The following is a 14,203-nucleotide window of genomic DNA, read 5'->3' on the forward strand; positions in this document are numbered from 1 at the left end:
GTCACGACGGCGCGGGTCACGGGAGCGCGGGTCACGACGGCGCCGGTCACGAGGGCGCGGGTCACCAGGACTCCGGCCAGGAGGGTGGGGCGGACATCGCCGCGGCGCTCGGCGAGCTGGCCGAGGCCAGCCTCGTCAGCGAGCACCAGCCCGGCCGGTACGTCATGCACGACCTGCTTCGCGCGTACGCCTCCGATCTGATCGGCCCGGAGGAACGCGGCCCGGCGCTGCGCCGCCTGCTGGACCACCACCTGCACACCGGCCACGCGGCCGCGCTGGCCCTGGACTCGCAGCGGGAGCCGCTGCGTCTCGCCGCGCCGGAGGCGGACGTGCGGCCCGAGCCGATCGACGGCGAGGCGGCGGCGCTGGCCTGGTTCGCGGCCGAGCACGCGGGACTGATGGCCGCCATCCGCGCCGCCGCCGACCTGGACGACTACGGCTGGCAACTGCCCTGGGTGGTGATCGACTTCCTGGACCGGCAGGGCCACTGGGACGACTGGATCACCGCGGAGAGGATCGCCGTGGCGGCCGCGCGCCGGCGCGGTGAGGTCCGCGCCGAGGCGCTCGCCCAGCGGGTCCTGGCCCGCGGCTACGTGCAGTTGGGCCGCTACGACGAGGCCGAGCCGCACTACGCCGAGGCGGACCGGCTGTACGAGCGGGCCGGCGACCCGGTCGGGCGGGCGCACACGCTGTTCAGCATCAGCTGGATGCGCGAGCAGCAGGACCGCGACGCCGACTGCCTGCGGCTGACCAACCAGGCGCTGGACCTGTACCGGGCGGCCGGGCACCGGGTCGGCGAGGCGCGGGCACTCAACGCGCTCGGCTGGTACCTGGGGCGGCTCGGCCATCACGACCTCACCCTGCGGCACTGCCGGGCGGCGCTGACGCTGCAGCGGGAACTGGGCGACCGGTACGGCGAGGCGGCCGCCTGGGACAGCATCGGCTGGGCGCACCACCACCTCGGCGACCACGACCGGGCGGTGGCCGCCTACCGGACGGCGCTGGACCTCTACCGCACGGCCGGTGACCTGCTCAACGAGGCGGAGATCCGCGAACACCTGGGTGACGCGTACGCCGGGGTCGGCGACACCGAGGCCGCCGCCGCACAGTGGCTGGAGGCCCTGGCCCTGCTGGAGAAGCTCGACCACCCGGGCGCGGCCGGGCTGCGGATCAAACTTCGCTCGTGAACCGGCCCGGATCGCCGGCGCCGACCCGCAGAATCTCCGGGACACCCTCGGACAGGTCGATCACGGTGGTCGGCTCGGTGCCGCAGTCCCCGGAGTCGACCACCGCGTCGAGCGCGTGATCCAGCTCCTCCTTGATCTCCCAGCCCTGCGTCATCGGTTCGGTCTCGCCGGGCAGCAGCAGCGTGCTGGAGACCAGCGGCTCGCCCAGTTCGGCCAGGATCGCCTGCGCCGTCACGTGGCTGGTGATGCGTACCCCCACGGTCTTCTTCCTGGGATGCAGGAGCCGCCGCGGCACCTCGCGCGTCGCCGGCAGGATGAACGTGTACGGACCCGGCGTCGACGCCTTCACCGCCCGGAACAGCGCGTTGTTGATCGTCACGAAGTGGCCCAGCTGGGCGAAGTCATGACACAGGAGCGTGAAATGGTGCCGGTCGTCGAGATGACGGATCGCCCGGATCCGGTCCAGCGCGTCCTTGCTGCCCATCCGGCAGCCCAGGGCGAAACACGAGTCCGTCGGGTAGGCGATCAGCCCGTCCGAGCGGATCAGGTCGACGATCTGGTGGATGCTGCGCGATTGCGGATTGTCCGGGTGCACGTCGAAGTACTTAGCCACTCCAGGCAGCTTAGGCTGCGGACATGGGATCCGTTCACCGCCCGGCGGTAAGAGTGATCTGTTACGACGCCGACGGCAGAATTCTGCTGCTGAACTGGGAGGATCCGGTCACCGGCGAACGGCTGTGGGAACCGCCCGGCGGCGGCATCGACCCCGGTGAGACGCCGTTGCGGGCGGCGCGGCGCGAACTCGCCGAGGAGACCGGGCTCGACCCGGCCGCGATCCGCGACCACAGTGTCGACGTGCCGCGCGACACCTGGTGGAAGGGGAGGCACTTCGTCGGCCCCGAGCAGTTCTTCCCGGCGTTCTTCGGCACGTCACGGCCGTCCGTCGTCAAGGACAACCTGCTGGCGTACGAGCGGAGCGAACTGCGGGGACACGAGTGGGTCCGGCCCGCCGACCTGGACAAGCTGCCCGGCCGGGTGGAACCACCCGGCCTCGCCGCCGTCGCCGCGGCGCTGATCGAGTCGGCTGCTCCGGACACCCCCGCCCCGCCGCGTTGAGGGCTCAGCCGGAGAAGCGGGTCTTGCGGACCATCTTGCGGTAGGCGGCCAGGGCCTCGGCGTCGCTGTCCGGGCGGAAGTTGCGGGACGTGCCCTTCTGCTTGTCGGTGTCGAACCAGACGACCGCACCGATCGACGGGGTGTCCTCCACGTACGCGGAGAGTTTGCGGATCCACGGCGCCTTGGTGTTGCGGCCGTGCCCGATGGCGGCGGTCTCGGCCAGCACGATCGGTTTGCGTTTGCCGTAGGCGGCGACGATCGGGCTGAACAGTGTCCGCGGCGACTCGCGGGAGAAGTTGTAGCCGGAGACGCCCACCCAGTCGACGTAGTCGTCGCCCGGATAGTAGTTCTGGAATCGGTTCCAGGAGACGTTCGGCCCGGAGTTCCAGTTGGGCGCCCACACCCACGCCACGTTGGTGGCGCCCTCCTGGCGGAAGATCCGGTGGATGCGCCGCCACGACTTGATGTACCCGGACGGTTTCCTGCCGTTGTGGGCGCCGTCCCACGGGAACCAGTTGCCGTTCATCTCCCAGGCCCAGCGCAGCATGATCGGCCGTTTCATGCCGGCCAGCCGGGTCGCCATCAGGGCGATGTCGCGGTCCGACTTGCCGCTGGTGATCCGTTTGTGGGTGGTGCCGTCCCAGGACACCATGAGCACCGCGCCGGCCGGCACCTCCGGTTCGCTGACCGGCGCGTACCCGGACCAGGGGTAGTACCGGTGCAGGATCCGCTGCTCCCGCCCGAGTTGCCGGCGGCGCAGCGCGAGGCTTTCGGTGAGGGTCCGGCCGCGCAGCGACAGGTACGAGCCGAGCAGCGCCTTTCCCCGCCGGTAGGGGACCGCGCCGCCGCGGGGGGCCGCCGCCTCGGCCGGCGTCACGATCCCGCCGGACAAGGCCACGGCCGGCACGGCCATCGTCAGCAGGCTCAGCACCCGGCGCCGGGTCGCCCCGTCACGCAGTTCGTTCTCCACGGCGTACAGCCTGCCGTGCCGTTGGACCGTCCGGCCTCAGCCCTGTGGCCGGGGTGGGTCGGCCGCTGATCCCGAATCGGACATGCCGTACGTCACCACTCGCCGGGGATCTCCACGTCGGAGCAGGCGTCGCTCAACCGGGCGAGACGGTCGGTGACCTCACCCGGGTCGAGATCGAGACGGTCGCAGAGGTCGCGGTGCGCCTCGAGCAGCACCTCGCTGATCTCCTCCGGATCGCTACGCCGAACCTCCCACGCGTCGTCGAGGACGGGGACCAGCCCGTCCCAGACCTCGACGGCCTCCTCGATCAGGTCGAGCATCCCGAGCTCGGCCGGGTGGGCGAGCAGGATCTCCGCCTCGGTGGCCAGATCGCGCCCGGCGTTCTCCACGTCGACGATCTCCCACCGGTTGCCGACGGTCACGTTCGACGCCGCCCGGACGGCCGTCTTGAACGCGGCCACCGCCGACTCGCCGGCCGTGTCGAGCAGGCCCGCGCGGCCCAGCAGCAGGGCGGCGAACCGCCGATCCCGGAGCGCCTGGTCGACGACCAGTTCGTGCAGTTGCCGGGGACCCAGGGCGGCCACCGCGCGCCGGAGCCGGGCCCGGTCCGGGTCGCTCTGCCCGGCGCCGTGCGGATCGCCCTCGGCCGCGAACCTGACCTGCGCGTCGAGGGCGACCACGGCGACGGCGACGGCGTGGGAGCACAGGCCGGCCGGGCCGCCGCAGTCGCAGTCGCCGGTGATCTCGCGGTCGACCACGCCCACCCACGGCTGGTAGGTCGTCGCGCCGTCGGCCACCAGGGCCCGGGCGCCGCCGCCGACGGACTCCACGTCACCGACCGCGCCGTCGTCGAGCAGCCGATCGGCGGCCTCGGCCACGTCGGCGGGAAGGGATTCGAGAAAGGCCGTGATATCGATGAGGACCGCCACCGGATCACCCTATCGCCGGGGCGATCCGGGCGGCGGTGTCCGGTGGCAGCAGGCCCTCCGGGGTGAGCGGGCCGCGAGATCACCGACGCCGTCTCCGGTGGCGTCGGCGAACGACCCCGTCCCGCCACCACATCAGCGGCGGTGGCCGCGATTCTGAAAGCGGGCGATCAGGCCGCGGAGGCGCTGCTGGTTCTCCGGCTTGGCCATTTCCCGGCGGCCTTTGTCGACGATCTGCCGGCCGCGCGGGCTGTGGAGGAAGGCTTGGATGCGCTGCGTGATGGTAGCCATGCCTCCAGTGTGCCCAGCGGCGTCGTCCGCGAACCGTGCCGCGGCCATCTCGTGGCGCCCGGACACGCGCGAGCCATGGCAGGGCGGCCGGATCCGGTGAATGCTGGGGGCGTAACCGGGCAGTGAGTGTGAAGGAGCCGCATTGGAGACCGATCTGTTCATCGCCGGAAAGTGGGCGCCCGCCTCCTCGGGCAGCCGTTTCGACGTGCTCGACCCGGCGACCGGCGACGTCATCGCCTCGGTCGCCGACGGCGGGGAGGCCGACGCGATCGCCGCGGTGGAGGCGGCCGCCGCGGCGGGCCCGGCCTGGGCCGCGACCGCGCCGAGGGTACGGTCGGAGGTGCTCCGCAAGGCGTTCGAGCTGATGACCGAACGGGCCGCCGACCTGGCGAGACTGATCAGCCTGGAGAGCGGCAAGGCGCTCACCGACGCGAAGGGCGAGGTGACGTACGCGGCCGAGTTCTTCCGCTGGTACGCCGAGGAGGCGGTGCGCGGCGACGGCGCGATCGCCACCGCGCCGTCGGGGGCCAACCGGATCCTGGTGGTTCGCCAGCCGGTCGGCGTGTGCGTGCTGGTGACGCCGTGGAACTTCCCGGCCGCGATGGCCACCCGCAAGATCGGCCCGTCGCTGGCGGCCGGCTGCACGGTGATCCTGAAACCGGCCAGCGACACCCCGCTCACCGCGCTGGCGATGGCCGCGATCCTGGCCGAGGCCGGCGTGCCGGAGGGCGTGGTCAACGTGCTGCCGTCGCGCGGCTCGGGCAAGGTGGTGTCGGCCATGCTGCGCGACGCCCGGGTGCGCAAGCTGTCGTTCACCGGCTCCACCGAGGTGGGCCGGATCCTGCTGGCCCAGGCCGCGGAGAACGTGGTGAACACGTCGATGGAGCTCGGCGGCAACGCCCCGTTCGTGGTGTTCGCCGACGCCGACCTGGACGCCGCGATCGAGGGCGCGATGATCGCGAAGATGCGCAACGGCGGTGAGGCGTGCACCGCGGCGAACCGGTTCTTCGTCGAGGCGCCGGTGGCCGACGAGTTCGCCCGGCGGCTGGCGCAGCGCATGTCGGCGCTGGTGGTGGGCCCCGGCACGGACGAGAAGACGCAGGTCGGCCCACTGGTCAACGAGGACACCGTGGCGAAGGTGGACAGTCTGGTCAGGGGCGCCCTGGACGGTGGGGCGTCGGCGGTCACCGGCGGCACACGGCCGGACGGGCCGGGCTTCTACTACCCGCCGACGGTGCTCACCGGGGTGGCGGCGGACGCGCCGATCCTGCGGGAGGAGATCTTCGGGCCGGTCGCGCCGATCGTGACGTTCACCGGCGAGGACGAGGCGGTGCGGCTGGCCAACGACACCGAGTACGGGCTGGTCGCCTACGTCTACACCCGGGATCTGGGCCGTGGCCTGCGGGTCGGCGAGCGGATCGAGGCGGGCATGGTCGGGCTGAACCGTGGCATGGTCAGCGACCCGGCGGCGCCGTTCGGCGGGGTGAAACAGAGCGGCATCGGCCGGGAGGGCGGCCACGAGGGGCTGCTCGAGTACCTCGAATCGAAGTACATCGCCGTCAGCTGGTGACAGTCCGTCCACCGGACGTCCGCGGTTCCCGGCGTACTGTCGTGGGTTTGTCTGTTGGGTTTGCGCCGCCGAAATGCGTGACCGTCCCACCGGACTTACCGTCGCATCATGACGACGAGGTCACGGTGGACGGCCGCGGCTGCGGCCCTGACACTCATGGCGGCGCTGACCGCCTGCGGTGGTGACGACGGCGGCGAGACGGATGGCACGCTCACCGTCTGGAGCCTGGAGAACCTCACCGACCGGATGCAGGCCACACAGAAGATCGTCGACGGGTTCACGGCGGCCACCGGGATCAAGGTGAAACTGGTGGCCACCGACGAGAACCAGTTCAGCAGCCTGATCACCAACGCCGCGGCGGCCGGCACGCTGCCCGACGTGGTGGGCGCGCTGCCGCTGGCCGCGGTCGCGCAGATGCACACCAACGAGCTGGTCGACACCGAGGCGGCCAAGGCGGTCGTCGACCAGCTCGGCGCGAGCGGCTTCTCGCCCCGCGCCCTGGAGTTGACCAGCCAGGACGGCGCCCAGCTGTCGGTGCCGTCGGACGGGTGGGCGCAGCTGCTGTTCTACCGCAAGGACCTGTTCGACGCGGCCGGGCTGGCCAAGCCGGAGACCTACGACGCGATCCGCGCCGCCGCCCGGAAACTGAACACCAAGGACGTCGCCGGGATCACCCTGGCCACCGTCGGCAACGACGCCTTCACCCAGCAGACCTTCGAGAACCTGGCGCTCGGCAACAACTGCCAGCTGGTCGACGAGGCGAAGGCGGTGCAGCTGGAGTCGCCGGAGTGCCTGGCCACCTTCCAGCTCTACGACGAGCTGATCAAGAACTGGTCGGTGCCGGGTGCGCAGGACGTCGACACCACCCGGGCCACCTACTTCTCCGGCAAGGCGTCCATGGTCGTCTGGTCGTCGTTCCTGCTCGACGAGCTGGCCGGGCTGCGCAACGACGCTCTGCCCACGTGCGCCCAGTGCAAGAGCGACCCCACCTGGCTGGCCAAGAACACCGGGGTGGTCACCGCGATCGCCGGGCCGGGCGGGCAGCCCGCCCAGTTCGGGGAGATCACCAGCTGGACGATCACCAAGGACAGTCCGCGCGGGGACGCCGCGCAACGGTTCGTGGCGTACATGATGAACGAGGGCTACGCCGACTGGCTGGCCATCGCCCCGGAGGGCAAGATCCCGGTGCGCAAGGGCGCCGCCGACTGGAACAAACTGCCCGCCGGCGTGGACAGCAAGAAGCCGCTGGCCGAGATCTACCCGGCCGAGGTCCTCGACGCGCTGCTCAAGAGCCCGGACACGTTCCAGCGCTGGGGGTTCCCGCAGAAGCAGGGCGCCCTGGTCGGCGCCACCCTGGGTGAACTGCCGGTGCCGAAGGCGATCAACGGCATGGCCGGCGGGGAACTCGACGCCGCGGGCGCCGCCGAACGGGCCGCCGAGGACGTCAAGACGATCCAGAAGTCCCTGGAGTGAGAAGGCAGCTGACGGCCCGGCAGCGGGAGAACCGCGCCGGGCTCGCCTACCTGTCGCCCACGCTGGTCGTCGTCCTGGTCGTCGTGGTGCTGCCGATCCTCTGGACGATCATGCTGGCGTTCCAGCGGATCCGGCTGATCAACCTGCGCCGGGCCGGCGTCTTCGGCCATTACACGACCGCCAACCTGGAGACGGTGCTGACCTCGCCGGGATTCTGGTCGTCGCTGTGGACCACCGTCGTCTACACGGTCGGTTCCACCTTCGGGTCGATCGTGCTCGGCCTTGTCGCGGCGCTCGCCCTGCGCAGCCGGTTCCCGGGGCGCACCCTGGTGCGGGGGTCGGTGCTGCTGCCGTACGTCGCCCCCGTGGTGGCCGTCGCCTTCGTCTGGAACGTCCTGCTCAGCCCGCAGTTCGGCCTCGCCAACGACTGGGGTGTCCGGTTCCTCGGCTGGGACCGGCCGATCGCGTTCCTGAGCCAGCGGGAGTACGCCCTGAACCTGCTCGGCTGGGACGTCGAGGTACCGATGGCGCTGCTCACCGTGATCGCCTTCGAGACGTGGCGGTACTTCCCGTTCGCGTTCCTGTTCCTGCTGGCCCGGCTCCAGGCGGTGCCGAACGAGCTGGAGGAAGCGGCCCGGGTCGACGGCGCGGCGCCCACCCAGGTCTTCCGGCACATCCTGCTGCCCCAGTTGGCGGCGGTGATCGCCCTGCTCAGCGTGCTGCGGTTCATCATGACGTTCAACAAGTTCGACGACGTCTACCTGCTGACCGGTGGTGGCGCCGGCACCGAGGTGGTCAGCGTCCGGGTGTACGAGTTCCTCACCGCCCGCTTCGACGTCGGCGCCGCCGCCGCGCAGGCCCTGGTGCTGGCCGCCGGCCTGGTCGTGCTGCTCATCGTCTACCTGCGCTTTCTCGCGCCCAAGGAGCACTGATGGACCGGGCCGTCGTCGAGACTTCGATACTGCGGGTGTTGCGGCCGATCGTGATCGCCGGGATCGCCCTGATCACGCTGTTCCCGTTCCTGTACATGCTGATGCTGTCCATCCGCCCGATCGAGGACCTGCTGCAGAACCCGGGACAGCTGTGGATCGCGCCGTCGGAGTGGACCCTGCGCACCTACCGCGAGGTGCTCACCTCGGCCGACTCCGGCGGGCAGGGCTTCCTGCGGTTCCTGGCGAACTCGGCGATCGTGTCGGTGGCGGCCACCGCGCTCACCCTGCTGGTGTCGATCCCCGGGGCGTACGCGGTGAGCCGGCTCCGTTTCACCGGCCGCCGCCAGGTCCACTTCCTGTTCCTGTCGGTCTACCTGTTCCCGTCGATCCTGCTGGCGATCCCACTGTTCGTGCTGTTCACCCGTCTCGGGCTGCGCGGCTCCCTGGGCGGTCTGACGCTGGTGTACATCGCACAGACCGTGCCGGTGTCGATCTACATGCTGCGCAACTACCTCTCCACCATCCCGGAGAGCCTGGAGGAGGCGGCCGCCGTCGACGGCTACAGCCGCCTGCAGACCCTCCGTAAGATCATCCTTCCGCTGGCCGCCCCGGCGGTGATGGCGAACGCGCTCTACGTGTTCATGATCGCGTGGAACGAATTCCTGTTCGCCCTGCTCTTCCTGGTGGAAGATCGAGCCGATTGGACCGTCTCGCTGGGCCTCGCGCAGCTCTCCGGCGGCATCGAGGTGAGCAAAACCGTCCTGATGGCCGGTTCCGTCGTTCTCACCCTGCCCATTGTCATCATCTTCTTCGCGGCCGAACGGCTACTCACCGAGGGCCTAACGGCCGGTGCAGACAAAGGATGAAGCAATCACACACAGTGATTGTTGGCAGTGGGCGTACAGAAATGAATAATCTTGTTCTCCGGCCCCCACCCGACGATCATCACGGTGCGTTCTGACCGATACTTGGCGGACCGTTCAGTGCTCACCACACTCGGGTACCCCTGAGAGGACACCTATAGCCATGCGCAAGTCTTTGCTCGCCCTGGTCGCCGCCGGCCTGCTGACGACGGCCACGCTCACGGCGTGTGATGATGGCGGTGACAGTGGGTCGTCAACGGGGGGTGGCGCCCCGACCACCACCAACGGCGGCAGCGAGCAGGTGACCGGCGAGGGCGGCATCGGTGTGATCCTGCCCGACACCAAGAGCTCACAGCGGTGGAAGGACGACGACCCCCGGTACCTGGAGGCGGCCTTCGAAAGGGGCGGCATCAAGAACTACTCGATCGTCAACGCCGAGGGCGACAAGGAAGAGTTCAAGCGCCTCGCCGAAACCATGCTCGACAAGGGCTTCAAGGTTCTGGTCATCGCCACCCTGGACGCCGTCAGCGGCAAGGCGGTCATCGACAACGCCCACTCCCGCGGCGTCCCGGTGATCGACTACGACCGGCTCACCCTGAACGGCTCCGCCGACTACTACGTGAGCTTCGACAACGAGGCCGTCGGCCGGCTCCAGGCCACCGAGCTGGTCAACTGCCTGAAGCAGAAGAAGGTGACCAACGCGGTGGTCGCCGAGCTCAACGGCTCGCCCACCGACAACAACGCCACCCTCTTCAAGAACGGCTACGACGCCGTCCTCAACCCCAGGTACGATGCCGCCCAGCTCATCAAGGGCCCCGACCAGTGGGTGCCGGACTGGGACAACGACGAGGGCCGCGAGATGTTCGCCCTGATGCTCAAGCAGTACCCGGAGATCGGCGGTGTCCTCGCCGCCAACGACGGCCTCGGCAACGCGGCCATCGAGGTCCTCCGCGAGAAGGGCCTCAACGGCAAGGTTCCGGTCACCGGGCAGGACGCCACCCTCCAGGGCCTGCAGAACATCCTGACCGGTGACCAGTGCATGACCGTGTACAAGGACGTGAAGGAGGAGGCGGACGCCGCCGCCGACCTAGCGATCAACCTGTTCAACGGGGTCACGCCGGGCCTCACCGACAAGCTCAAGGACCCCGAGTCCGGCCTCTACATCCCGTTCCGGAAGCTGCAGCCGCAAGCGATCACGATCAAGAACGTGAAGTCGGTCGTCGACGAAGGCTTCGTCGACGTGAACAAGCTGTGCGCCGCCAAGTACAAGAACGCCTGCAAGCGGGCCAAGGTCATCGACTGATCGGCGCCGGGCCGGTGGAACCGCCGCTCAGTCCGCGATCCTGATCCGGACCCGGCGGTTCTGCCGGCCCTTGCTCTCCACCTTCACCACCTCGACCCGGCCCACCTGCGCGGTCGACGCCACATGCGTGCCGCCGTCGGCCTGCACGTCCAGGCCCACGATGTCGATCACCCGGATCTCCGGATGATCCAGCGGCGGCAGCGCGTCCTGCGTACGCACGAGCGTCGGAATCTCCAGCGCCTCGGCCCGGGGCAGCACCCGCGCCACGATCTTCCGGTCCGCGATGATCTCCGCGTTGACCGCGTCCTCCAGCGCCTGTTTGAAGCCTGGTGGCACTTCGGGCAGATTGAAATCCATCCGCGCCTCACCCGGCTGCATGTTGCCGCCGGTCACCAGCGCCCCGAAATCCCGGAACACCGTCCCGCACAGGATGTGCAGCCCCGAATGCGTCCGCATCAGGCTGCTGCGCCGCGCGTCGTCGATCGCCCCGCGCACCGTCGTCCCCGCCTTCGGCACCGGATCACCGGGCGCCGGGATCAGATACTGCTCGTCACCCTTGCGCGTGTCGACGATCCGGGTCTGCACACCCTCCCACAGCAGCACCCCGTGATCCGGCGGCTGCCCACCCCCACCGGGGTAGAACGCCGACCGGTCCAGCACGATCCCCGCCTCCGGATCGGAGGGGTCGGACCACAGCACCGTGCAGTCCCACTCGCGCACACTCGGGTCGATCCAGTCCAAACGCTCCGTCACGCCCCGACTCTAGGCCAAACACCCCACCGGCGCGGTCACCCTTTCCCGGCTGGTCGGGGGGCTGTTCGAAACACGTTCGAACAGCGCCCGGAGAGCCAGCCGGATCTTCTCGGCCGGCCCTACCGGCGGCCCTTCAACCGGCGGCCCATCTCCTTGGCGATCTCCTTCTTCGCGTCGCGCTCGGCCATCACCTGCCGCTTGTCGTAGCTCTTCAAACCGCGGGCCAGCCCCAGCTCGACCTTGGCCCAGCCGTCCTTGAAGTAGAGCGACAACGGCACGAGCGTCAACCCGGAGCCCTCGCGCAACTGGTTGAGGATCTTCACGATCTCGACCTTGTGCAGAAGCAGCTTCCGGGTACGCCGTGGCGCGTGATTGGTCCAGGAACCGAACCCGTACTCGGCGATGTGCAGGCCGTAGAGCATGATCTCGCCCTCGTGCTCCTGCGCGAACGTGTCGACCAGCGACGCCCGGCCCAGTCGCAGCGACTTCACCTCGGTGCCGGACAGGACCAGACCCGCCTCGTAGGTTTTCAGAATGGCGTAGTCGTGCCGCGCCTTCTTGTTCGACGCGATCAACTTGACGCCGGTCTCCCTAGGCACCCGGATCCACCAGGTCCGCCGGGATGGGACGGCGCATCGAGTACGTGACGCTGCTCAGCCGGTGTGGCTCGTCCTTCACGTGGATCACCGCCCGGTTGTAGGCCATCCACCCGGCCGCGCCCGCACGGTTCAGATGCCGCAGGTCGTCGAAGCGTTCGTCGGTGCCCCAGCGCAGCACCCCGCCGGGATGGTGGAAGGTCGCGGTCCAGTCCATGTAGCGGTCTTCGCCGAGAGTGCCCGCCGCGCGGTACTCCAGTCGCGCGTATTCCCAGTTGTCCACCGGATGATTATGACGTCCGATTCCGCCTACTGCTGTTCGGAGACGACGGTCCGGCCGTTGAGATGCCGGAACCCCTCGCTGATCAGGTCTTTCAACACGGATTCGTCGACGTCGGCGAGTCGCTTCAGATAGAGGCACGACTTGCCGGTCGTGTGCGGGCCGAGACGGGACAGCAGATCCTCATACGCCTCGAAACCGGCCGAGACGTAGAAGGTGAGCGCCTGCTTGCGCGGCGACAGCCCGACCGCCGGCCAGTCGCCCTTCCGGCCGGTGTTGTAACGGTAGTGGTACTGCCCGAACCCGATGATCGACGAGCCCCACATCACGGGCTTCTCCCCGGTCGCCTCGGCGATCAGGGCACAGGCCGCCTCGGCGTCCGCGCGCCGCTGAGGATCGGCCACGCCCGCCAGGAAGGCAGCCACGTCACGGTCGTTCCGGGTCGTCTTCGGCTCCGCCATCCCGCCAGCGTAGGCTCACTCGTCATGAATGGCGACGGGTTGCTGCGGCATCAGTCTCATCACGACGGCTTCGTGCCGGCACAGGGCGCCCGGCAGGAGATCGCGGAGGCCATCGACGGGCACATCGCCGAGTACTTCGGGCCGGTCGAGTTCGTCTACCACGAGATGCTGTCGCACCTGGTCGCCGTGCACATCTACGTGGTCGAGCCGACCGGGCACCGGCCGTACCGGACGTTGATCACCTCCGGGATGAGCGAACTGCCGATGACCGTTCCGGACGGCGTCAACCCCTACGCCGAACTGATGCTGTGCCTGCCCACCGACTGGCCGCTGGACCAGGAGTCGCTGTCCGATCCGGCGGTCTACTGGCCGATCCGGGTGCTCAAGGAGATCGCCCGGCTGCCCCACGAGTACGGCACGTGGATCGGGGAGTGGCACTCCGTTCCCAACGGCGATCCGGCGCAGCCCTACGCCCCCGGCGTCCCGTTCGCCGGCTGCGTCATCACCCCGATGCTGCGGGTCCCGGCGGAGGCCCGCACGATCGTCGCGCCCGACGACACCGAGATCAACCTGCTCGCGGTGATCCCCCTCCACGCCGACGAGGTGGCGGTGAAGGTCGCTCGCGGCACGGACGCCCTCATCGAGATCCTCGACCGGGGCCACATCTCCGAACTCCTCGACCCGGCCCGCCCCTCCTTCGCCTGAGCGCGCCCGCGCCACTCTTTCGCCCGGCCGGCTCAGCGCCCGGCGTGCCCCTCGTTCACCTCGGCGCGCCCGGGGGCGGGGCGTGATGAGATGGAGCGGAAACAGGACCGAGGGGGACAAATGATCTTCATTACCGCGAAGTTCCTGATCAAGCCGGAGCACGCCGACGACTGGCCGCGCCTCGCCGGGACCTTCACCGAGGCCACCCGCGCCGAGCCGGGCTGCCTGTGGTTCGACTGGTCCCGCAGCGTCGAGAACCCGTCCGAATACGTGCTGGTGGAGGCGTTCCGCGACGGCGAGGCCGGTGGCGCCCACGTCAACTCGGCCCACTTCAAACAGGCCCAGCTCGATCTGCCGCGATATCTGGTGTCCACCCCGAAGATCGTCAGCCAGTCGGTCGATCAGGAGGGCTGGTCCGAACTCGGCGAGATGGCCGTCAATTCCTGAATCCCTTTCCGGTACGCGTGACGCCGCCCCGAAAAAGGGAACCGTCCCGCCCGTCCCGCGCGATCGGCTGCCGGGTCCCGCCTGTGCCGCGGCCGCCGGGCTGAGTTCGGCGGCCGGGCGGCGGGCCCGCCCGATCATCGACCGGCCGACTGACGCCGATCCTGCCGCCGGTGAACCGCTCGTTGCTGTGAGGCCGCTTGCTACCGGTGAACCGCGCTCATCGCCGTGGGCCGTCGTTGCTGTGAGGCCGCTTGCTACCGGTGAACCGCGCTCATCGCCGTGGGCCGTCGTTGCTGTGAGGCCGCTTGCTACCGGTGAACCGCGCTCATC

General features: G+C 69.8%; 17 protein-coding genes. 9 read left to right on the forward strand and 8 right to left on the reverse strand.

Features of this window, described 5'->3' with window-relative positions:
• A partial coding sequence (locus AB0I88_RS25490; protein WP_361029362.1) for a tetratricopeptide repeat protein occupies positions 1 to 1,187 on the forward strand: 1,187 nt, incomplete at its 5' end.
• On the opposite strand, the gene AB0I88_RS25495 is transcribed toward AB0I88_RS25490, so the two are convergent.
• Complete coding sequence (locus tag AB0I88_RS25495) at positions 1,171 to 1,800, reverse strand: L-threonylcarbamoyladenylate synthase (RefSeq protein WP_361029365.1); 630 nt, start codon at positions 1,798 to 1,800, stop codon at positions 1,171 to 1,173. The genes AB0I88_RS25490 and AB0I88_RS25495 overlap by 17 nt on opposite strands.
• Before the next feature lie 23 nt (positions 1,801 to 1,823).
• Here AB0I88_RS25495 and AB0I88_RS25500 point away from each other — a divergent pair, with 23 nt between their 5' ends.
• Positions 1,824 to 2,303, forward strand: coding sequence for an NUDIX domain-containing protein (locus AB0I88_RS25500; RefSeq protein ID WP_361029368.1), 480 nt, complete (start codon positions 1,824 to 1,826; stop codon positions 2,301 to 2,303).
• A gap of 4 nt (positions 2,304 to 2,307) precedes the next feature.
• Here the strand turns inward: AB0I88_RS25500 and AB0I88_RS25505 are convergent, their stop codons facing one another.
• From AB0I88_RS25505 to AB0I88_RS25515, 3 genes are all read right to left on the reverse strand, one after another.
• The gene (locus tag AB0I88_RS25505; protein ID WP_361029371.1) at positions 2,308 to 3,273 is read right to left on the reverse strand and encodes a glycosyl hydrolase; all 966 of its coding nucleotides are present in this window, start codon (positions 3,271 to 3,273) and stop codon (positions 2,308 to 2,310) included.
• Positions 3,274 to 3,365: 92 nt separating this feature from the next.
• Positions 3,366 to 4,202 (reverse strand): hypothetical protein, encoded by an 837-nt coding sequence (locus tag AB0I88_RS25510; RefSeq protein ID WP_361029374.1) that lies wholly within the window; start codon positions 4,200 to 4,202, stop codon positions 3,366 to 3,368.
• Between the two features lie 132 nt (positions 4,203 to 4,334).
• The gene (locus tag AB0I88_RS25515) at positions 4,335 to 4,490 is read right to left on the reverse strand and encodes a hypothetical protein (protein WP_361029377.1); all 156 of its coding nucleotides are present in this window, start codon (positions 4,488 to 4,490) and stop codon (positions 4,335 to 4,337) included.
• A gap of 142 nt (positions 4,491 to 4,632) precedes the next feature.
• Between AB0I88_RS25515 and AB0I88_RS25520 the strand changes: the two genes are divergently transcribed.
• From AB0I88_RS25520 to AB0I88_RS25540, 5 genes are all read left to right on the forward strand, one after another.
• Entirely contained in the window at positions 4,633 to 6,060 is a 1,428-nt protein-coding gene (locus AB0I88_RS25520) for an NAD-dependent succinate-semialdehyde dehydrogenase (protein ID WP_361029379.1), read from the forward strand.
• Between the two features lie 108 nt (positions 6,061 to 6,168).
• The gene (locus AB0I88_RS25525) at positions 6,169 to 7,533 is read left to right on the forward strand and encodes an extracellular solute-binding protein (protein ID WP_361029382.1); all 1,365 of its coding nucleotides are present in this window, start codon (positions 6,169 to 6,171) and stop codon (positions 7,531 to 7,533) included.
• Positions 7,530 to 8,465: a sugar ABC transporter permease gene (locus AB0I88_RS25530; protein WP_361029386.1), complete on the forward strand. Its 936-nt coding sequence runs from the start codon at positions 7,530 to 7,532 to the stop codon at positions 8,463 to 8,465. The genes AB0I88_RS25525 and AB0I88_RS25530 overlap by 4 nt, the downstream gene beginning before the upstream one ends.
• On the forward strand, positions 8,465 to 9,331 hold the full coding sequence (locus AB0I88_RS25535; RefSeq protein ID WP_361029389.1) for a carbohydrate ABC transporter permease: 867 nt from the start codon (positions 8,465 to 8,467) through the stop codon (positions 9,329 to 9,331). The genes AB0I88_RS25530 and AB0I88_RS25535 overlap by 1 nt, the downstream gene beginning before the upstream one ends.
• A gap of 160 nt (positions 9,332 to 9,491) precedes the next feature.
• Positions 9,492 to 10,631: a substrate-binding domain-containing protein gene (locus tag AB0I88_RS25540; RefSeq protein WP_361029392.1), complete on the forward strand. Its 1,140-nt coding sequence runs from the start codon at positions 9,492 to 9,494 to the stop codon at positions 10,629 to 10,631.
• 27 nt (positions 10,632 to 10,658) lie between these two features.
• Here AB0I88_RS25540 and AB0I88_RS25545 read toward each other — a convergent pair whose 3' ends face one another.
• From AB0I88_RS25545 to AB0I88_RS25560, 4 genes are all read right to left on the reverse strand, one after another.
• Positions 10,659 to 11,384 carry an alanyl-tRNA editing protein gene (locus tag AB0I88_RS25545; protein ID WP_361029395.1) on the reverse strand — a complete coding sequence of 242 codons (726 nt, stop codon included), beginning with the start codon at positions 11,382 to 11,384 and terminating at the stop codon, positions 10,659 to 10,661.
• Between the two features lie 119 nt (positions 11,385 to 11,503).
• Positions 11,504 to 11,983: an SsrA-binding protein SmpB gene (gene smpB / locus AB0I88_RS25550; protein WP_361029397.1), complete on the reverse strand. Its 480-nt coding sequence runs from the start codon at positions 11,981 to 11,983 to the stop codon at positions 11,504 to 11,506.
• Positions 11,976 to 12,263, reverse strand: a complete 288-nt coding sequence (locus AB0I88_RS25555) for a hypothetical protein (RefSeq protein ID WP_361029400.1) — start codon at positions 12,261 to 12,263, stop codon at positions 11,976 to 11,978. The genes smpB and AB0I88_RS25555 overlap by 8 nt, the downstream gene beginning before the upstream one ends.
• Before the next feature lie 26 nt (positions 12,264 to 12,289).
• Positions 12,290 to 12,721 (reverse strand): DUF1801 domain-containing protein, encoded by a 432-nt coding sequence (locus tag AB0I88_RS25560; RefSeq protein ID WP_361029403.1) that lies wholly within the window; start codon positions 12,719 to 12,721, stop codon positions 12,290 to 12,292.
• 24 nt (positions 12,722 to 12,745) lie between these two features.
• Between AB0I88_RS25560 and AB0I88_RS25565 the strand changes: the two genes are divergently transcribed.
• Positions 12,746 to 13,426, forward strand: coding sequence for a suppressor of fused domain protein (locus AB0I88_RS25565; RefSeq protein ID WP_361029406.1), 681 nt, complete (start codon positions 12,746 to 12,748; stop codon positions 13,424 to 13,426).
• A 120-nt stretch (positions 13,427 to 13,546) separates the two neighbouring features.
• A complete protein-coding gene (locus AB0I88_RS25570; RefSeq protein ID WP_361029409.1) occupies positions 13,547 to 13,873 on the forward strand; it encodes a putative quinol monooxygenase in 327 nt (108 codons plus the stop codon).
• Positions 13,874 to 14,203 lie beyond the last annotated feature (330 nt).

Source organism: Actinoplanes sp. NPDC049802 (genome assembly GCF_040656595.1).
Lineage (GTDB): Bacteria > Actinomycetota > Actinomycetes > Mycobacteriales > Micromonosporaceae > Actinoplanes.

What these genes read in the sequence shown, in the direction of transcription:
- AB0I88_RS25515 (WP_361029377.1), bottom strand. Translation starts at nt 4,490, where the DNA reads ATGGCTACCATCACGCAGCGCATCCAAGCCTTCCTCCACAGCCCGCGC.
- AB0I88_RS25535 (WP_361029389.1), top strand. Translation starts at nt 8,465, where the DNA reads ATGGACCGGGCCGTCGTCGAGACTTCGATACTGCGGGTGTTGCGGCCG.
- AB0I88_RS25525 (WP_361029382.1), top strand. Translation starts at nt 6,169, where the DNA reads ATGACGACGAGGTCACGGTGGACGGCCGCGGCTGCGGCCCTGACACTC.
- AB0I88_RS25565 (WP_361029406.1), top strand. Translation starts at nt 12,746, where the DNA reads ATGAATGGCGACGGGTTGCTGCGGCATCAGTCTCATCACGACGGCTTC.
- AB0I88_RS25570 (WP_361029409.1), top strand. Translation starts at nt 13,547, where the DNA reads ATGATCTTCATTACCGCGAAGTTCCTGATCAAGCCGGAGCACGCCGAC.
- AB0I88_RS25540 (WP_361029392.1), top strand. Translation starts at nt 9,492, where the DNA reads ATGCGCAAGTCTTTGCTCGCCCTGGTCGCCGCCGGCCTGCTGACGACG.
- AB0I88_RS25500 (WP_361029368.1), top strand. Translation starts at nt 1,824, where the DNA reads ATGGGATCCGTTCACCGCCCGGCGGTAAGAGTGATCTGTTACGACGCC.
- AB0I88_RS25560 (WP_361029403.1), bottom strand. Translation starts at nt 12,721, where the DNA reads ATGGCGGAGCCGAAGACGACCCGGAACGACCGTGACGTGGCTGCCTTC.